This is a genomic window from Sphingobacteriaceae bacterium, from assembly GCA_002319075.1.
Taxonomy (GTDB): Bacteria; Bacteroidota; Bacteroidia; order B-17B0; family Aurantibacillaceae; genus Aurantibacillus.
The window spans coordinates 2507873-2524776 of record NVQB01000001.1 but is presented as its reverse complement, the minus strand read 5'-3'; the positions used below and the strand labels follow the sequence as shown (position 1 = coordinate 2524776).

The window sequence follows — 16904 nt, the reverse complement described above, 5'->3', positions numbered from 1 at the left end:
TATGCGGGTAACGATTTTCTTCTTAATACTTTTTTGTCGCCTTTCATCAACAGCGCAAATTCCGCCTCCTTACACGGTAACTATTTGCAACGAAAAATCAGAGGGCTATTATTTTTTAACTCCTGCTATCAGGGGAACTATTGGCACACAATCTATTTCGTTTAATATTATACTGGATGAAAAAGGAGATCTTTTCTACTTTAAAAAATTTACCGGTGATTCTAAACCAGTTGATTTCAAATTGCTGCCAAACGGACTTATTTCTTATCACTCGAACGGTAAATTCTACTTTATGAATAAGTCTCTTAGTGTGGTTGATTCCATCTCTGTTACACGTAGCTTCAATTCTGATCATCACGAACTTAAACTCACAAAGAACGGTCACTACCTTCTACTTGCTATGGAATCTGAAACAGTTGACATTCGCCCCTATCAACTTCTCAAGTCGGGTTTTTTTTCTGCTCCTACTACTACAATCACCTTTGGTGTTATACAAGAATTTGACGCCGCTAAAAATCTTGTATTTGAATGGCGCAGTAAAAAGCATTTTAGAGTAACAGACATCGACACATTCTACATAAAAGATCCGACCAAAATAGATATTACCCATTGCAACGCCATTGAAGAAGATTGGGATGGAAATCTTCTTCTCTCCTCAAAAAATTTTAGCGAGATCACTAAAATAAACCGAAAAGATGGATCTATTATGTGGCGCCTGGGCGGAAAAAACAACCAGTTTGATTTCAGAAATGATTCGCTCAAATTTTGTGGCCAGCATCATATTGTCCGTTTACCTAATGGAAATATTTCCTTATTTGATAACGGAAAACAGGGTCAAAAAATACACCCTGCTACTGCTAAGGAATATAGTCTCGACGAAAAAAATTTCACTGCCACACTTGCCTGGTCGTATATAAATGATTCTACGGCGCACAGTAGTATGGGAATGGGTAGCGTGCAAAGACTTGACAACGGCGGTACACTTGTCAATTACGGTAACAGTAATAAATCAAAAACGCTATTTACGGTTTTGACACCCCATGGTGAAAAATGCTTGGAATTATATTTTAATGATAACAGACGGAGTTATCGCGTCTTTAACTATAAAAATCCGGCTTTGCAGGTACAAAGACCGAAAATTAAGTACTTTCAAAAAAATGGTCAGCTCTTTTTAGATGCAGGTAGAGGATACAGTTCTTACCTTTGGTCTAACGGTGCTACAACTAGAATTATTCCCTATAAAGATGGAGATTCTTTATTTGTTTGTGTTGCCGCAAACCAGGGAGGCTACCTGGTTTCCCGACCCTTCAGCACAAAAGACCTGCAAAACCTTGAAATAAAAAAGAGGCCAAACTAGAATTTATACCGGCTATCAGTAGCATTATTTCTCGCGTTTTTGATGGCTTAATCAGCAAATAGTTTATTTTTGCTTTTAGCTGAATGAATTCTTACACACAAAAAGTTCCACTGCATACTATTAAAACCAAGGAAATGGGTCCCTCTGGTTTTGGAATTATAGACTTGTTCGGTAGCGGAGGGAAGGTATACGACAGCAGTGTGCCACACAGGCATACCTTTTATGAACTTTTGTTTTTTAATGAAGCTCAGGGAAAACATGAAATAGACTTCGATCATTTTACAGTAGAAAAAAACAGCGTCCACCTAGTATCGCCGGGCCAAATTCATAAGCTCATTCTCAAAAAAAACAAGGGTTATGTACTCTGTTTTAATGAGGACTTTGTTTCTTTAAAATCAAAAGAACCATTTACCGAGGCCTTTCCATTTTATAACGGTTCTCAGCCTCCCATAATTATCCTTACGAAAGATCTTAGCGCGCAGATTGAAGAGTTGATAAAATCTTTGCAGGCAGAAATGCAAGCTAATGAACAAACCGATATGGACATCTGCCGTTCTTATCTGAATATTATTCTATTAAAACTCAAAGCTGTATTTAATGAAAAAATAAAAAACTTAAAACAAGATTCCCAGGTAATAAGTAATAAGGTTTTTCAGTTCAAGACACTTATTGACAAACATTATTTCTCGCATATTTCGGTTTCCGAGTATGCCAAAAAATTAAATGTTTCACCAAATCATTTAAATGCGATTTGCAAGAAATACACAGGCAAAACTGCAAGCCTGGTAATACAGGAAAGAACATTACTGGAAGCGAAACGACTTTTGTATGCAACAGACATGCATATTAAAGAAATATCCTTTTACCTTCATTTTGAAGATCTGCCCTACTTTAATCGTTTCTTTAAAAAACATACTGGATTAAGTCCTCTGGCATACAGAAGTCAATTCCACACCAAATCGTTGAAAAGTGCAAGACCTTCCTGAAATGAGACAGTAGTATCCTATCCATCTAAACTAAATTTGTTAAACCGAATCATACACCATTCACTTAGAACCTATGAAAAAAACAATTACTACACTTCTTCTTGCGTCTCTTACTATTATAGGAACGTCGGCTTTTATTATTAAAAACAGCTCAGGCATTCAAGGATATGCAGGATCACCTGGAGAAAGCACTTGTTCAAATTGCCACAGTGGCGGCACTTCTGCTGCCTCTGGAATAACTATTACTTCTGTTCCGGATTTTTCACTCAATACAAATTCTGAATTGGAGTATATGCAGGATTCATTGTACACTATCAGAATTGAAGTTGCAGCAAGTGGATTTACGCGCTATGGCTTTGCATCGCAAATTTTGACTGCCTCTAATATTAATTCCGGAACATTACAAACCCCGGGAACCGGCGTAAAATTTTTAAATGCAGGATCTAAGAGAACGGCTGTTCATACCACACCTAAACTTGCTGCAGCCAATACACCTACCGTTTTTATTTACCAATGGAAAGCGCCAAAAACAGGAGATCCTGCAACTATTTATGCTATTGCAAATGCTGTTAATAATAACGGAACTACGAGTGGCGATTTTATTATTTCTCCTGTAAACTTGCCACTGGTGGCCGCTCCAACGCCCACCGTTGAAGAACCAAATACGGTTGGTTTGAAAGAAAATGCAAGTAGTATTTCACAAGTTTCTGTTTTTCCGAATCCGGCAAGTGACATTACAAATATCTCTTATTTCTTAAGTCAGTCTAAAACCATCTCTATTCAGCTAATAGACATTAAAGGGCAAGTGATAAAAGAATTATACAAACAGGAGGACGCTCCAGGTTTTCACACCCAAATTTTAAATCTTAATGGAGTTGCTTCGGGTGTTTACTTTATTAAAACCAACGCGAACCAACAAAAAGTGAGTCAGAAGTTGATTACGGTTCAGTAAACTACAGGACAAATTTTCAGTTTATCTTGATGCTATTCAACCACTAATTTGTTTGAGTATACGGGCGTGCCCTTTATGCTCACTTGTACGAGGTACAAACCTTTAGACAAATGATTAATGTCTACTGAAGTTAATTTAGCGCTAATAGATTTAGATAAAACTATCTTCCCTTCAGCATCTAAAATGATCATTTGATATTCTTTCTTCAAATACTCTTTAAATTCGAGTGTGAATTTATGTGCGGCTGGACTAGGATAGATCTTTATACTTTCAATTTCTTTTGTGTGTTGTTTGATGCCTACCAGGCTAGAGTCTCCATGATTTCCAAAACTATATTCACCTAATTTTAAAGTATCGATTTGAATATACCCTGATCTTGCTCCTGAAGAAAATTTGGTTACTCCAGTCAGCAATTTCCATTCATCGGCAGCATCTTTCCTATAAAATAAATTAATACTGTCTGCATTCACACTGGTGAGTAAGGTATCCATATACGAATAGGTGCCGCCAATTGTTTTGTTACCATCGTAATTAAATCTGGCTTTACTCACAAAACCTTGAGACATTATCCCTTCCACTTTCCAGAAATGTTGGTCAGATAATTTTTGGTTAAGTGGGTTGTATTTAAAAGGATCGGGTTTTACGTAATTGTGAATTATTCTTATTAAAGAAGAATCAACGCCCTTCTTCTGAACTTGCAAAAACACTTTGCCGAGCGTATAATTGAGATTACCAATAGCTTTGATAATTTTTGCTTCATGCGAAGTAGCGTCTCCAATTTTATCATCGTAATTTAAAGCACAATAACTTGTACCGTTTACATTTGAAAGGGTAAATGATTTTGTAGCTCCGGACATGACTACTTTTTTAATAGTGCGGGTCCAGTTACTGCTGAAAAAACTTAATTCTAATGGAACATTGTTATGTAAATTACTTGCGCCATATAATTTTTGCTTCAGAAAAACAATAGCATCGGTTCCAGCAACGCCTTGAATATAACGAACCGAATCAATCGCGAACTGTGACCAACCTGGTGAAAAAACCCAATCTGTGAAGTAATCTGTGAGACTTTGTCCACTTCCCGTTTGCATGTGATCTCTGAACTCATTACTGTTTATGCTTTTAAACGCATTTTGCTGCAGCGTAAATTTTGATGCGGCGAAAAAAGCCGAGTCGCCCATATAGCCCCTTAAAGTATGAGCTATGTCTGCCCCTTTTTTATAGACATGATCTCCATACGTTAAAGCATGCGGTACTCCACTAATGGGGCGAAAGCCTTCACTTTTATGCAGAAAATGTAACAGCTCGTCGTGTACTGATTTAACTTTATTGAAATAAGCGGCTTTTCCATATTGCCATTCAGTAAACATGTAACTACTAAATGTGGCCATACCCTCATTGATCCACATATCTTCCTGAGTTTCGCAAGTGATCAAATCGCCCCACCAATGATGTGATAACTCATGTGCCATAAGATCAGCTTCGTAAGTAAGATTGCCGATAAATCCCCGTGGATATGCAATATTTGTAGCATGCTCCATAGCGCCGCCACTAAAAGGTACCAGACAATAACCAAAACGATTCCATTGGTACGGGCCAAAATAATTTTCAAAGCCGGCAATGCAATTTTTTAGATTCACAAAACCGGTTTTCAGGGCGCTTGTATCATTTGCATGAGCCGCCAACGTAATGGGTTTAACACCAGTAAGAGTATTCACAGTCCAATTAACCTGCGTGTAATTTGCCACAGCAACACTCACAAGGTAAGTAGGAATTTCCTCATTCAAGATCCATTTGCGGGTTCTCTTGTTGGCTACTACTAAATCTGAAATTAATTGACCGTTGCAATAAGCTCTGCGCATAGTGTCACAAGTAATATTGAATTCATATTTACTGCGTTCAACGAAATTATCGAAACAGGGAAACCATACGCGTCCATAGTTGTGAGGTTTGGCGCCGAAACCTACGCCGAGATTAAATGCATACTGCGCATTTTGCGCATTGTCAAAATAAAATCCTCCCCAGCCCGTTGCATCAATTTGCGGTGAGCCTTTATAATACACTGTAAAAACCGAGGTATCAGTGGTGTTTTTCGGACTAGTAAAATTTATTTTGAGAAGCGTATCGTTGTAAGTATAAGTCAAGATCTGATTTCCTTCTTTTACCGAATCAACCGTGAGTTTTAATAGATCAAAACGAATGAATGTCCGGTTATTCAATTTGGGGGCGAAGCGAATTTGTGTGTTACCTGCCAAAAGAGCGTTGGTGGTTGTTCCTACTTCGAGGTTGATGGTATAGTTTAAAACATTGAATGTGTCACTGCGAAGATTTTCAGCAGAATAGTAAAGGCCCAGGTTTTGCATGCTTTTGCAAGATTGACAAGCAGTGTTCTGTCCCGTTAAAAAATCACCGGTCCAAACTACAAAAAACAGAAATGCTAAACGTTTAGATAAAAACAAATTCTTCATACTTAAATGTACAAAAAGAAATGTAAATTAGTTGATTCTGTATATTTGAATCAAAGCCGAAAAGCAAAACAGAGCAGTAAAGCTTTGCCTCTTACAAATAAGTTTCCTTAACCAGATAATTTTTTACGTAATCCTCCACACCTTCTTCCAAAGAGGTAAACGGTTTTGAATAGCCCACAGCAATTAATTTATTCATGTCGGCTTCTGTAAAATACTGGTACTTGTCACGGATATCGACGGGTGTATCAATAAATTCAATGTTTTCCTCCTTACCTAAAGCTTTAAAAGTAGATTTGGCAAGATCTAAAAAAGTTCTGGCTTTACCACTTCCTAAATTATAAATGCCACTTTTTGGCTTATTTTTAAATAAGAACCAAATTACATTAACCACATCCTTCACATACACAAAATCACGCAATTGCCCGCCATCGGTATAATTAGGATTATGAGAACGGAATAATTTAACTTTTCCGGTAGCATTAATCTGATGAAAGGAGTGAAAAATTACCGATGCCATGCGGCCTTTGTGATATTCGTTCGGCCCATACACATTAAAGAATTTTAATCCCTGCCAATGTGGGGGCGTTTTTGTTTGAATAATAGCCCATTTATCAAAATCATTTTTACTGTCTCCATAAGGATTCAGTGGTTTTAATAAGGGAATTTTTGTTTCATCGTCTTTGTATCCTTGTTCGCCCAAGCCGTATGTAGCTGCTGAAGAAGCGTATATAAAAGGAATATTATTTTCCGTGCAAATGGTCCAAAGAGACTTGGTATAGTTTAAGTTTAGTTCGTTAAACAGTTCAACATCAAACTCAGTGGTGTCGGTTCTTGCTCCAATATGGATAACAGACTCCACTTTATCAGAATTTTTTTTCAGCCATTCAATAAACTCAGAGCGTTCAATTTTCTGCTGAAATTTTTTTTCAACAGAATTTTTGTCTTTTTCTGTTTTAGAAAAATCATCCACTAAAATCAGATCAGTAATTCCTTCTGAATTAAACTTTGAAACGAGGCAGCTTCCTATGAATCCTGCCGAACCTGTAATTACTACCATATACTTTATACGGATACAAAGTTAGGATTTAATACTCAGCTAAAAAAGACTTGAAAAAATGTTGCGTCAACATAAGCGCTTTTGATAATTATCAAAAAAAACAGTGTCCTCACTGTAATCAGCGACGAAAAGAACACGCATTCTACAAAAATTCCGATATTAGATTCATGGAATTAAAACGTGTATTCGATATCCTGGACCGGCTAAAAACCTACGCTCCTAAAAAAGACATTTTAAATGCAAAAGAGAATTTAGGTGCAGACAAAGGCGGCAGGCAATGGGTAAGTTATAGTTTAGATGATTTTATTAATAACGCCAATTACGTGAGCTCAGGTTTATTGCATCTTGGGCTTAAGCCCGGCGACAACATAGCAATCATGGCTGCCAATTCTCCGCAGTGGAATTTTGTGGATTATGGTTGTCAGCAGGTATCCATTTTAACAGCCCCGATTTTTCCAACCATCAGCAATAATGATCTAAAGTTTATTTTAAATCACAGTGAGGCCAAGCTGATTTTTATTTCCGAAAAATCTACCTGGTTAAAATTAGCAGCTATAGAAAAGGAGTTAACGCATTTAAAATATGTTTTCAGTCTGGATGGCTTAGAAGGGCTAAAAACTTTCTCGGAATTCATCGAGCTCGGAAAAAAGAATCTTGATCTCGACAAAATTGCAGCTCTGAAAGATAAAGTGGACGAAAATGATCTGATGACTATTCTCTATACTTCAGGAACTACAGGTCAACCCAAAGGTGTGATGCTCTCACACAAAAACATGATGGCCAATGTGTATGTCTGCGAACACATTGCTCCATTTACAAACAAATGGAAAGCCTTAAGTTTTTTACCTTTAAATCATGTTTATGAGCGGTTCCTGAATACGCTTTATTTGTATCATGGCGTAAGTATTTATTATGCCGAAAGCGTTGAAACGATCGGTGACAATTGCAGGGAAATTCATCCGCAGATTTTTGTAGCAGTTCCCAGGGTTTTAGAGCGTGTTTTAGAAAAGATCACAGATACAGGCGAAAAGCTCACCGGTTTCAAAAAGAAAATTTTCGATTGGAGTATGCGCCTGGCCGAAAGGTTTGAGCTACACGGCAAAAACGGAATGTGGTATGCGCTGCAGGTAAAAATTGCCGACATTCTTGTTTATAAAAAATGGCGCGCGGCTGTTGGTGGTGAAGTTGTTGCTGTAGTAAGCGGTGGAGCAGCGCTTAATCCAAGATTGGAAAGGATTTTTTATTGCGCAGGATTAAACCTTTTGCAAGGCTACGGTTTAACCGAAACCTGCGTAGTTGTCTCTGTAAACCGATTCGACGAAGATCACCGGATGTTTGGAACCGTAGGAATTCCGGTTGAGAATTCAGAAGTAAAAATTGCGCCCGAAGATGGTGAGATCTTAATGAAAGGTCCGAGTTTAATGTTGGGCTATTATAAAAATCCGGAAGCTACTGCAGAAGTCATCGATAAAAACGGCTGGTTCCATACAGGCGACATAGGAACTTTTGTAGAAGGCAAATTCTTAAAAATTACCGACCGTAAAAAAGAAATTTTCAAAAATAGTGGAGGAAAATACATTTCACCCATTGCGATTGAAAATAAATTAAAGGAATCAAAATATATCGAACAGTCGATGGTAATTGGTGAAGGCCAGAAATTTGCTTCCGCCCTCATTGTGCCTTCGTTTGCAAATTTCAAAGAATACGCTAACGATCATGGAATTGAATGGAGGGGCAATGCAGAAATGGTTCAAAATGAAGAACTCAAAAAGATTATTGCCGATCATGTCAAAAAAATAAATACAAGCCTTGCTCCTTTTGAACAAATAAAACGGTACCAGCTTATCAACGCCGTGTGGGGTGTAGAAAGCGGTGAAATAACACCTAAACTAAGTTTAAAACGAAAAGCCATTGTGGAAAAAAACCAAACTTTAATTGCAAAAATTTTTGGCGCGGAAGACTAATCGTAAACTTCTATCCTAAATCTGACCAGGCAATTTTGAGTTTCAAAAAACGCTACATAAACTCCAAACCCGAATAATCTCTTATCTTTACCTCCGTACATGATCAAAAAACTCTGGGCTTCAATTTGTAAACTTGGCCTTACACCAGAACTCACTCCTAAAGAGATTAAGCGTTTTACACTGGTTAACCAATATTCTGCCATTGCTATTCTTATTTACCTGATTAACGGCTTTTCTGATTTTTGGTATGGTTATTATTTGGAATCATCTATCCTCCTGGCAACTGCAGCCATTTTAATTACTTTGATAGCGTTTAACCTTCAGCATAACCGGGTTATTGTCGTTGCTACCTTTCTTCACATTAGCCTTACCATTTTTTATTTTGGTACACTCGCCAGTATCCAGGCCGGCGATTATCTTTATTATTTTCCACTCGTGCTGGCCATATCCTTTATCTTTGATGCTGAGAAAGACAGGAAAATTATGATCTTTCTGTTTTGTTTTACCACTGTTCTACTTCTTATTTATGCAATAACTTACAGCTCTTCAGCAGAAATAAGTATGAGTGCCGGAAGTGTGCGTTACCAGATGTTCGTCATTAATCTTGTAGTGAGCTCGGCCGCTGTGGGATTCTTTATTTACCTCACCATCCAGGACAATAATCTCAATAGTAAGCTTTACGAACAGCGTCTGAAAGAAAAAGAAGAAAATGAAGCGCTGATCAAAAAAACACTGGCTGAAAAAGAAATCTTGTTGGCTGAATTGCACCATCGCGTAAAAAATAATCTTGCCGTTATAGTGGGTTACTTTAATCTGAAACTAAATGGTACTGAGAATGAAGAAGTTCATACTATCCTCCGGGAAAGTAAGAACCATGTAAATTCCATGGGACTTATTCATAATCGCTTATACAAAACCGGTAATTTTTCAGAAATAAATTTTACAAACTATCTGAAAGATCTGCTGGTGGAGATACAGGAGTCTTATCCCTCGTTAGTGAATTCGGTTATGGTGAAAACACATATCGAAGATGTAAAACTAAATCTGAATACTGCGGTTCCATGTGCGCTCATTTTAAATGAGGTTTTAAATAATTGCTATAAACATGCTTTTAAGGATGCAAAAAAAGGCATGATCAACATTGATCTGGTTATTACAAAAAACGACGAGTTAATGTTAACCGTAAAAGACAATGGAAGCGGGCTAAAAGAAGATTTCGATAAACATGATTCGCTGGGAGTAAGTGTTATACAAGGACTTTCAGAACAGTTAAACGGAAAATCACGGTTCTTCAACGACGGCGGTGCCTGTTTTACCCTGGTCTTTAATAAAGAATAGTTCCGGTTAAAATTGAACAAAGCGCAATTCCTATGTCACTCTAAGCTAAACACAGTGTAATCTATAGCCCAGATAGCTATTGGAACTATGTCTCTATGTGTTTTAAAAATGAAGGATGTTTCTGCTAAGACCAAACCTTCGTACCTTCCGTACAATTCGTACAAATACCAATTTGATTCCTGCTTCTTAGAACCGATCTTCTGAAATTGTTGTAAGAATCACATAATTGCGCTTAGCGCAATTCCTATGTCACTCTAAGCTAAACACAGTGTAATCTATAGCCCAGATAGCTATTGGAACTATGTCTCTATGTGTTTTAAAAATGAAGGATGTTTCTGCTAAGACCAAACCTTCGTACCTTCCGTACAATTCGTACAAATATCAATTTGATTCCTGCTTCTTAGAACCAATCTTCTGAAATTGTTGTAAGAATCACATAATTGCGCTTAGCGCAATTCCTATGTCACTCTAAGCTAAACACAGTGTAATCTATGGCCCGGATAGCTATTGGAACTATGTCTCTATGTGTTTTAAAAATGAAGGATGTTTCTGCTAAGACCAAACCTTCGTACCTTCCGTACAATTCGTACAAATATCAATTTGATTCCTGCTTCTTAGAACCGATCTTCTGAAATTGTTGTAAGAATCACATAATTGCGCTTAGCGCACTTCCTATGTCACTCTAAGCTAGACACAGTGTAATCTATAGCCCAGATAGCTATTGGAACTATGTCTCTATGTGTTTTAAAAATGAAGGATGTTTCTGCTAAGACCAAACCTTCGTACCTTCCGTACAATTCGTACAAATATCAACTTGATTCCTGCTTCTTAGAACCGATCTTCTGAAATTGTTGTAAGAATCACATAATTGCGCTTAGCGCAATTCCTATGTCACTCTAAGCTAGACACAGTGCAATCTATAGCCCAGATAGCTATTGGAACTATGTCTCTATGTGTTTTAAAAATGAAGGATGTTTCTGCTAAGACCAAACCTTCGTACCTTCCGTACAATTCGTACAAATATCAATTTGATTCCTGCTTCTTAGAACCGATCTTCTGAAATTGTTGTAAGAATCAGAAAACCATATTTTTTCGAAAGAGTCAGATTCCAGATTCCCCAACTTATACTTGGCATCTTTATCAAAACAACAAGGCACAATTTTTCCATCCCAGGTTATTACGCAGCCCTGCCACATACGCCAGCATTGGTTCAATAATTTATTTTTAATTTCAAAGTTTCCCGACTCATTCTTTTTGTAACGCGAATAGGCATCCAATTCCGGAATAAGATCGTGTCCATTTTCAAAATCATAAATCTGGGCGGTTTTAATTTTCACCTCATCTACGCCCAGTTCCCTTCCTAATTTTTTTACCGCTTCAATTTGCCCCTGGTTCGGTTTAAAAACAACAAATTGCCAAACAACATGTGGTGTTTTACTCTTTAATGCTTTCTTCTGTTTTAAAATTTCTTTTGTACCCTCAATAACTTTATCAAGTTTGCCGCCAATGCGGTATTGCTGATAAACCTCCTGGGTAATGCCATCCACAGATATCACAAGCTTATCTAACTTACTTTTTACTGTTTGTTTAGCGTTTTCTTCAGTAAGATAATGAGCATTGGTGCTTGTGATGGTGTAAATATTATTCTCATTGGCAAAAGAAACCATTTTTAAAAAATCAGGATTGAGATAAGGTTCGCCCTGGAAATAAAAAGTCAGGCTATGCAAGTGTTTTTTAAGCTGAAGGATGATCTTTTCGAAAAGCTGATTTTGCAGCATTCCGGTTGGACGCGTAAACTCACGCAAACCGCTCGGACACTGTGGACATCTTAGATTGCAACTGGTGGTGGGTTCTATACTCACAAAAACGGGAAGTCCGAATTGCTTGGGCTGGCCAATAAGTCGTGAATAATGAAATCCTGCAAACAGTTTTAAAAAATTAAAACATTTTGCCAAGCTTAGCTTTTTTAATATACCTATATAATAGTCTGGCAAACGCTTAAATTTTAAAATCGTAAAGAAAGCTAAACCTAAGGGCTATCTCAACTATTGTCATTACTTTTACAAAGTTAATCAATGACCAGGCAAGTACTACAAATACTTTTTGTTTTTAGCTTAATTTTAGTGATTGTGCGCTGCGCTCAGGTAGTTCCGTTAAGCGGTGGTAAAAGAGACGAAGCTCCCCCAAAAATGCTGGAAGCTGTTCCTGCGGCTAAGACAACGAATTTTAATTCAGAAGTCATCACGCTTAGGTTTGATGAATTTGTGCAGGTAAAAGATCTCACCAATCAGTTAATCGTAACCCCACGTTTAAAAAGCACTCCCGATATAAGTGCAGACGGGAAGAAAATTCTGGTGAAACTTAAAAAAGAAGAACTTGCACCCAATACTACATACCGCATCTACTTCGGCAAAGCCATTGCCGATATGAACGAATCCAATTCAATTCAAGATTTTGAATATGTTTTTTCAACCGGCACTTTTATCGATACATTAAAAATTAAAGGTGATGTTATTGACGCTTTTACAAATAAACCCGTTTCAGACGTTTTGATCGCACTTTACAACTCCGAAAAAGCAAACGACAGTCTTCCTTACAAAACAGAACCTGATTACATTGCACGAAGCAGCGATAACGGGGCTTTTTCGATTACCAACCTACCTTACAGATCTTTTTTGCTTTACGCTTTCGCAGATAAAAATAAAAACAATCTTTACGACGGTGACGCTGAGCGAATAGCTTTTTTGGGTTCAAGCCTGAAATTAATTTCAGATACCACTATTCGTTTAAAACTTTTCCAGGAAGAAGCTTCAAAGTCCTTTATCAAAAAAACACTCAGTCCTTACTACGGATTTAGCCAGATTGTTCTGAATAAAAAAGCAAAGGTGCAATTAAGCTCTTTAAAACCAGCCGACCTGAGCAATCTTTCCGAAACCAGCGTGGGACAAGAGAAAGACACGGTTTCATTCTATTATAAAAATGCCACTGACACCCTGGGAATAGTACTCGAAAACCTCAGCATAAATAAAACGGATACTCTAAAGCTAACTTTACCAAGATTAAGTGCGAAAAGAAAATTAAAAGCCTATACGATAAATACCATTGGTAATAAACTGGCCTTATATGACAAATTAAGATTTAATTTTTTAACCTGGATGGATACCACGCGAAGTGATCTCAGTAAAATCAAATTCAGCAGCAAAGAAGATTCACTAATAAGCGAAGTGCCCGTAAAAGGCCGCTGGACAGGCATTACGGTGTATGAAATCGATCACAAATTAAAAGAAGGAGTCAGTTATACACTCAAAGTTGATACGAGTGCGTTTTTTGATCTCAAACAAATAACAAACGATAGCAGCATGGTCAATTTTACAACGCAAAGCAAAATCGAATTCGGAAAACTGACCCTTAAACTTCTTTTTGATCAAAAACAAGATTATGTAGTTCAACTTATAAATGAGCAGGAAAAAGTTGTAAGAGAACAAACAGTAGCTCTTTCACTTTCTGATAGTAACGCTGTAACACTTGAATTTATTGATGTTTTGCCCGCTGTATACACAACAAAAATTATTTTTGACGACAATAAAAATAAAAAATGGGACAGTGGTAATATTCTTCGCAAACAACAACCCGAAAAGGTCATTATTAATTCAAAACAACTAAAAGTTTTATCAGATTGGGAAATTGAAGAAGAAATTTTGATTAAAGAGTAATTCGCTCATTTTATTTTTTCGGCTTCGTTTTTTTCAAATTTAGGCGTTTAAAAAAATAAATTAAAATCACTCTCCCGAAAAGCCCTTTAAAATCAATACTTACAGACCATTCAAAAAAAAACTGAAGCTTTGAATGACAAGACTGTGAGAAAATAACGTCGGCGGAATTTACGCTATTAACAATTTCAACAAATCAATGTTGAAAAAATAATCACTTAATAATTAGATAACACTCAAAAATTTATTTACTTCGTATCAACAAATCTCAAAAACAAGAAACCATGGCAAAAAAAGCAGCAAAAAAAGCAGCTCCTAAAAAAGCAGCTAAGAAAGCAACAAAAAAAGCAGCTCCAAAAAAAGCAGCTAAAAAAACTGCAAAAAAAGCAGCTAAGAAAAAGTAATAAAAGCCCCGCATTAGCGGGGTTTTTTGTTTACAATAAACTCCCTACGCAAGTAGGGTTTTTTATTTGTATTCACTAAGAGAGTTCCGCATCAGCGTGTTTGATTTAAAACACATATACTTCAGCAGGTTTAATTCGTTTCTTATATTTACATGATCAAATACAGTCGTAAACATTAATTTTAAAATAACATCATGTACAAAACACTTATCACAGTATTGTCAGCTGCATTTATAGCTGCATTGGTTTCCTGCGGTGGAAAAAAACAAGAAGACATTGTTGCTCCTCAAGGAATGAATACGCTTGACCTGAATCGTTTCGGAAAACCCTTCGCGATATTTGTGCCAGATACCATTGCGAACAAAATGGAGATCATCGAACAATCTAACGGAGCGCTTGATATTAAAGTAGGAAAGAGTTTCGCTATTAGCATCAACGAGCAAGCTGCCGACATTGCTATGCGCAAAGAAGACATTAAAGGTGACGAGGTTAACAAGTTTAAAAACTATATCGCCGACGAACCAAATGCTATCATGTGGGAGAGCGAGATCGCAGAACAACCTCAATTTCATTTTTTAATGAATCAAAAAATAGGAAACAGCGATTATAACTTTGAAGACATTCACGATACTGAAGCCCCGACTTTAGGGAAAGATGCCATTCAAAAAATGTTTGACTCTGCAAAAAACATTAAAGAACTAAAAAAAGAACATTCTTAAACATTTTTCTTTTTTGGCTGTATAGGCTGCTATTGTTATTCAATAGCGGCTTTTTTCATATATGACTATTAACAATAACGTTAAATTATTAACAGCATGCCTATTCTCAGAAGATTTTTCTAATATTTGCTTAATTCAAACTAAAAATTATGTCAGAAGAACTTGAAAAAAATGATAGGGGCGATTTGTTCTCAAAATCTGTTAGAGCTGGAAAGCGTACTTACTTTTTCGATGTGAAAAGTACACGCGGTAACGATTATTACTTAACCATTACCGAAAGCAAAAAACGTTTTGGAACCGATGGGAAATTTACTTACGAAAAACACAAGATCTTTTTATATAAAGAGGATTTCGAAAAATTTATTGAAGGTTTGAATGAAGCTATTACGCACATTAAAGAAAACGCTCCAGAAGTAGAATCCAGCTACGAAGGCGGCGGAGACAAATACGAATCTGGCGAAAAAACAGACTCAGCTGATATCAGTTTCGAAGATCTTGGAAAATAAGTTGCTTGAAAAAATTTGAGGCGGTCCGAAAAGACCGCCTTTTTTATGTTCGCAAACACGCCGGAACTGACTTGCACCATGCCACTTCGAGCGTAGTCGAGAAGTTACTTCAAAAGCCTTAAAGCCTCAGGAAAGATGATTGTTTCCCAAACAGCATATTCTTTCGCTGAAGGATGTAAGCCATCACCAGCTACTAAAGAGTTATCGCTTCCCATTTTTTTTGAGATTTCAAAAATATCCACCACAGTGAGGTGTCTTTTTCTTCCTTCTTCTTTTATCACCGTATTAAACTCCGAAATTCCGTCACTGATATTTCTTCCGCCCGAATAATTTTTTCCAGTACGTGTTACCCCAAAATCAGGAATGGTTACAAGCAGCAGTTTCTTTCTATCCGGTATTTGTCGTTCAACTTCATCTAAAATAAAAACCAGGTTTTTTGTAAAACTAGCTTTTGACACACCCTGCACCCAATCATTCACGCCAATTAATAGCGTTACAAAATCAGGATTAAGCTGTTTCACCTGGGGCAATTCAATTGCAATAAGATCCTGCGTGGTAAATCCATTTCTTGCAGGATTTGCCAAAAGCTTACAGCGAATTTTATTTGCATTTAAATGTTCGGCTAAAAGAGCAGGCCAGGCCTCGTCTTTCGAAGCGCCCGTTCCAATGGTATAAGAATCACCCAAAGGGAGATAGGTTATAATTTTTGAATTTTGCATAAAGTGCGCCGATACTAAAATGACGATAGAAACCGTCGTGTATAAAAATCCTTTAATTAAAATCATCAACCAAATTTACGAGATCGGTTTTATTTTGGATTTAAAATTGACTGCTTAACAGTTCTAAAATACTTACCTTTAAAGCCTGATGCGATTGCTGGTTCTTGACAATTACGATAGTTTTACCTACAATCTTGTTCACTTGATTGAGAAGGTGAGCAACATCTCTTTCGATGTAATTAAAAACGATGAAATCGCTCTGGAACAAATAAACCAGTATTCTAAAATACTTTTGTCACCGGGCCCCGGACTTCCCTCTGAGGCTGGCATTATGCCTGATCTTTTAAAAAGATACCATGCGAGTAAATCCATTTTCGGCGTATGCTTAGGATTACAAGCTATTGGCGAAACATTCAATTCACCATTAAGGAATCTTTCACAGGTTATGCATGGCATGGCAACTCCAATTATTTTAACGCACCCTGACCAACTTTTTAATAATTGTCCACCCACCTTCCAGGTTGGGCGTTATCATTCCTGGGTAATCGACGAAACAAAAGTAAGTACTGATCTTCTGGTGACAGCTGTGGATGAAAAGAATCTTATTATGGCGGCAAAACACAAACATTATGATGTACGCGGGGTACAATTTCACCCCGAATCTATCCTTTCAGAATACGGTGAGATAATCATCCGGAACTGGTTAACTTTAAATAATTAATTT

At 37.0% G+C, this 16904-nt stretch carries 13 protein-coding genes; 9 read left to right on the top strand and 4 right to left on the bottom strand.

Translation table 11 applies throughout. The annotated features are described in order from the left end of the window. Position 1 precedes the first annotated feature (1 nt). From CNR22_11020 to CNR22_11010, 3 genes are all read left to right on the top strand, one after another. Entirely contained in the window at positions 2 to 1357 is a 1356-nt protein-coding gene (locus CNR22_11020; GenBank protein ID PBQ32280.1) for a hypothetical protein, read from the top strand. A gap of 83 nt (positions 1358 to 1440) precedes the next feature. Continuing rightward, positions 1441 to 2343 carry a hypothetical protein gene (locus CNR22_11015; protein ID PBQ32279.1) on the top strand — a complete coding sequence of 301 codons (903 nt, stop codon included), beginning with the start codon at positions 1441 to 1443 and terminating at the stop codon, positions 2341 to 2343. 73 nt (positions 2344 to 2416) lie between these two features. Then, the gene (locus tag CNR22_11010) at positions 2417 to 3295 is read left to right on the top strand and encodes a hypothetical protein (GenBank protein PBQ32278.1); all 879 of its coding nucleotides are present in this window, start codon (positions 2417 to 2419) and stop codon (positions 3293 to 3295) included. 32 nt (positions 3296 to 3327) lie between these two features. Here the strand turns inward: CNR22_11010 and CNR22_11005 are convergent, their stop codons facing one another. Next, on the bottom strand, positions 3328 to 5763 hold the full coding sequence (locus CNR22_11005) for a hypothetical protein (protein PBQ32277.1): 2436 nt from the start codon (positions 5761 to 5763) through the stop codon (positions 3328 to 3330). 91 nt (positions 5764 to 5854) lie between these two features. Further along, positions 5855 to 6820: an ADP-glyceromanno-heptose 6-epimerase gene (rfaD, locus tag CNR22_11000; protein ID PBQ32276.1), complete on the bottom strand. Its 966-nt coding sequence runs from the start codon at positions 6818 to 6820 to the stop codon at positions 5855 to 5857. Between the two features lie 167 nt (positions 6821 to 6987). On the opposite strand from rfaD, the gene CNR22_10995 reads away from it, so the two are divergent. Further along, the gene (locus CNR22_10995) at positions 6988 to 8784 is read left to right on the top strand and encodes a long-chain fatty acid--CoA ligase (protein PBQ32275.1); all 1797 of its coding nucleotides are present in this window, start codon (positions 6988 to 6990) and stop codon (positions 8782 to 8784) included. 99 nt (positions 8785 to 8883) lie between these two features. Then, positions 8884 to 10122 carry a hypothetical protein gene (locus tag CNR22_10990; GenBank protein PBQ32274.1) on the top strand — a complete coding sequence of 413 codons (1239 nt, stop codon included), beginning with the start codon at positions 8884 to 8886 and terminating at the stop codon, positions 10120 to 10122. 980 nt (positions 10123 to 11102) lie between these two features. Here CNR22_10990 and CNR22_10985 read toward each other — a convergent pair. Beyond that, the gene (locus tag CNR22_10985; GenBank protein ID PBQ32273.1) at positions 11103 to 12116 is read right to left on the bottom strand and encodes a radical SAM protein; all 1014 of its coding nucleotides are present in this window, start codon (positions 12114 to 12116) and stop codon (positions 11103 to 11105) included. An 81-nt stretch (positions 12117 to 12197) separates the two neighbouring features. Between CNR22_10985 and CNR22_10980 the strand changes: the two genes are divergently transcribed. From CNR22_10980 to CNR22_10970, 3 genes are all read left to right on the top strand, one after another. Next, entirely contained in the window at positions 12198 to 13835 is a 1638-nt protein-coding gene (locus tag CNR22_10980; protein PBQ32272.1) for a hypothetical protein, read from the top strand. A 595-nt stretch (positions 13836 to 14430) separates the two neighbouring features. Continuing rightward, on the top strand, positions 14431 to 14955 hold the full coding sequence (locus CNR22_10975; GenBank protein ID PBQ32271.1) for a hypothetical protein: 525 nt from the start codon (positions 14431 to 14433) through the stop codon (positions 14953 to 14955). A gap of 149 nt (positions 14956 to 15104) precedes the next feature. Continuing rightward, a complete protein-coding gene (locus CNR22_10970) occupies positions 15105 to 15461 on the top strand; it encodes a DNA-binding protein (protein PBQ32270.1) in 357 nt (118 codons plus the stop codon). 104 nt (positions 15462 to 15565) lie between these two features. Here CNR22_10970 and CNR22_10965 read toward each other — a convergent pair whose 3' ends face one another. Continuing rightward, entirely contained in the window at positions 15566 to 16246 is a 681-nt protein-coding gene (locus tag CNR22_10965; GenBank protein ID PBQ32269.1) for a lysophospholipase, read from the bottom strand. A gap of 82 nt (positions 16247 to 16328) precedes the next feature. Here CNR22_10965 and CNR22_10960 point away from each other — a divergent pair, with 82 nt between their 5' ends. Next, the gene (locus CNR22_10960) at positions 16329 to 16901 is read left to right on the top strand and encodes an aminodeoxychorismate/anthranilate synthase component II (GenBank protein ID PBQ32268.1); all 573 of its coding nucleotides are present in this window, start codon (positions 16329 to 16331) and stop codon (positions 16899 to 16901) included. Positions 16902 to 16904: the final 3 nt, after the last annotated feature.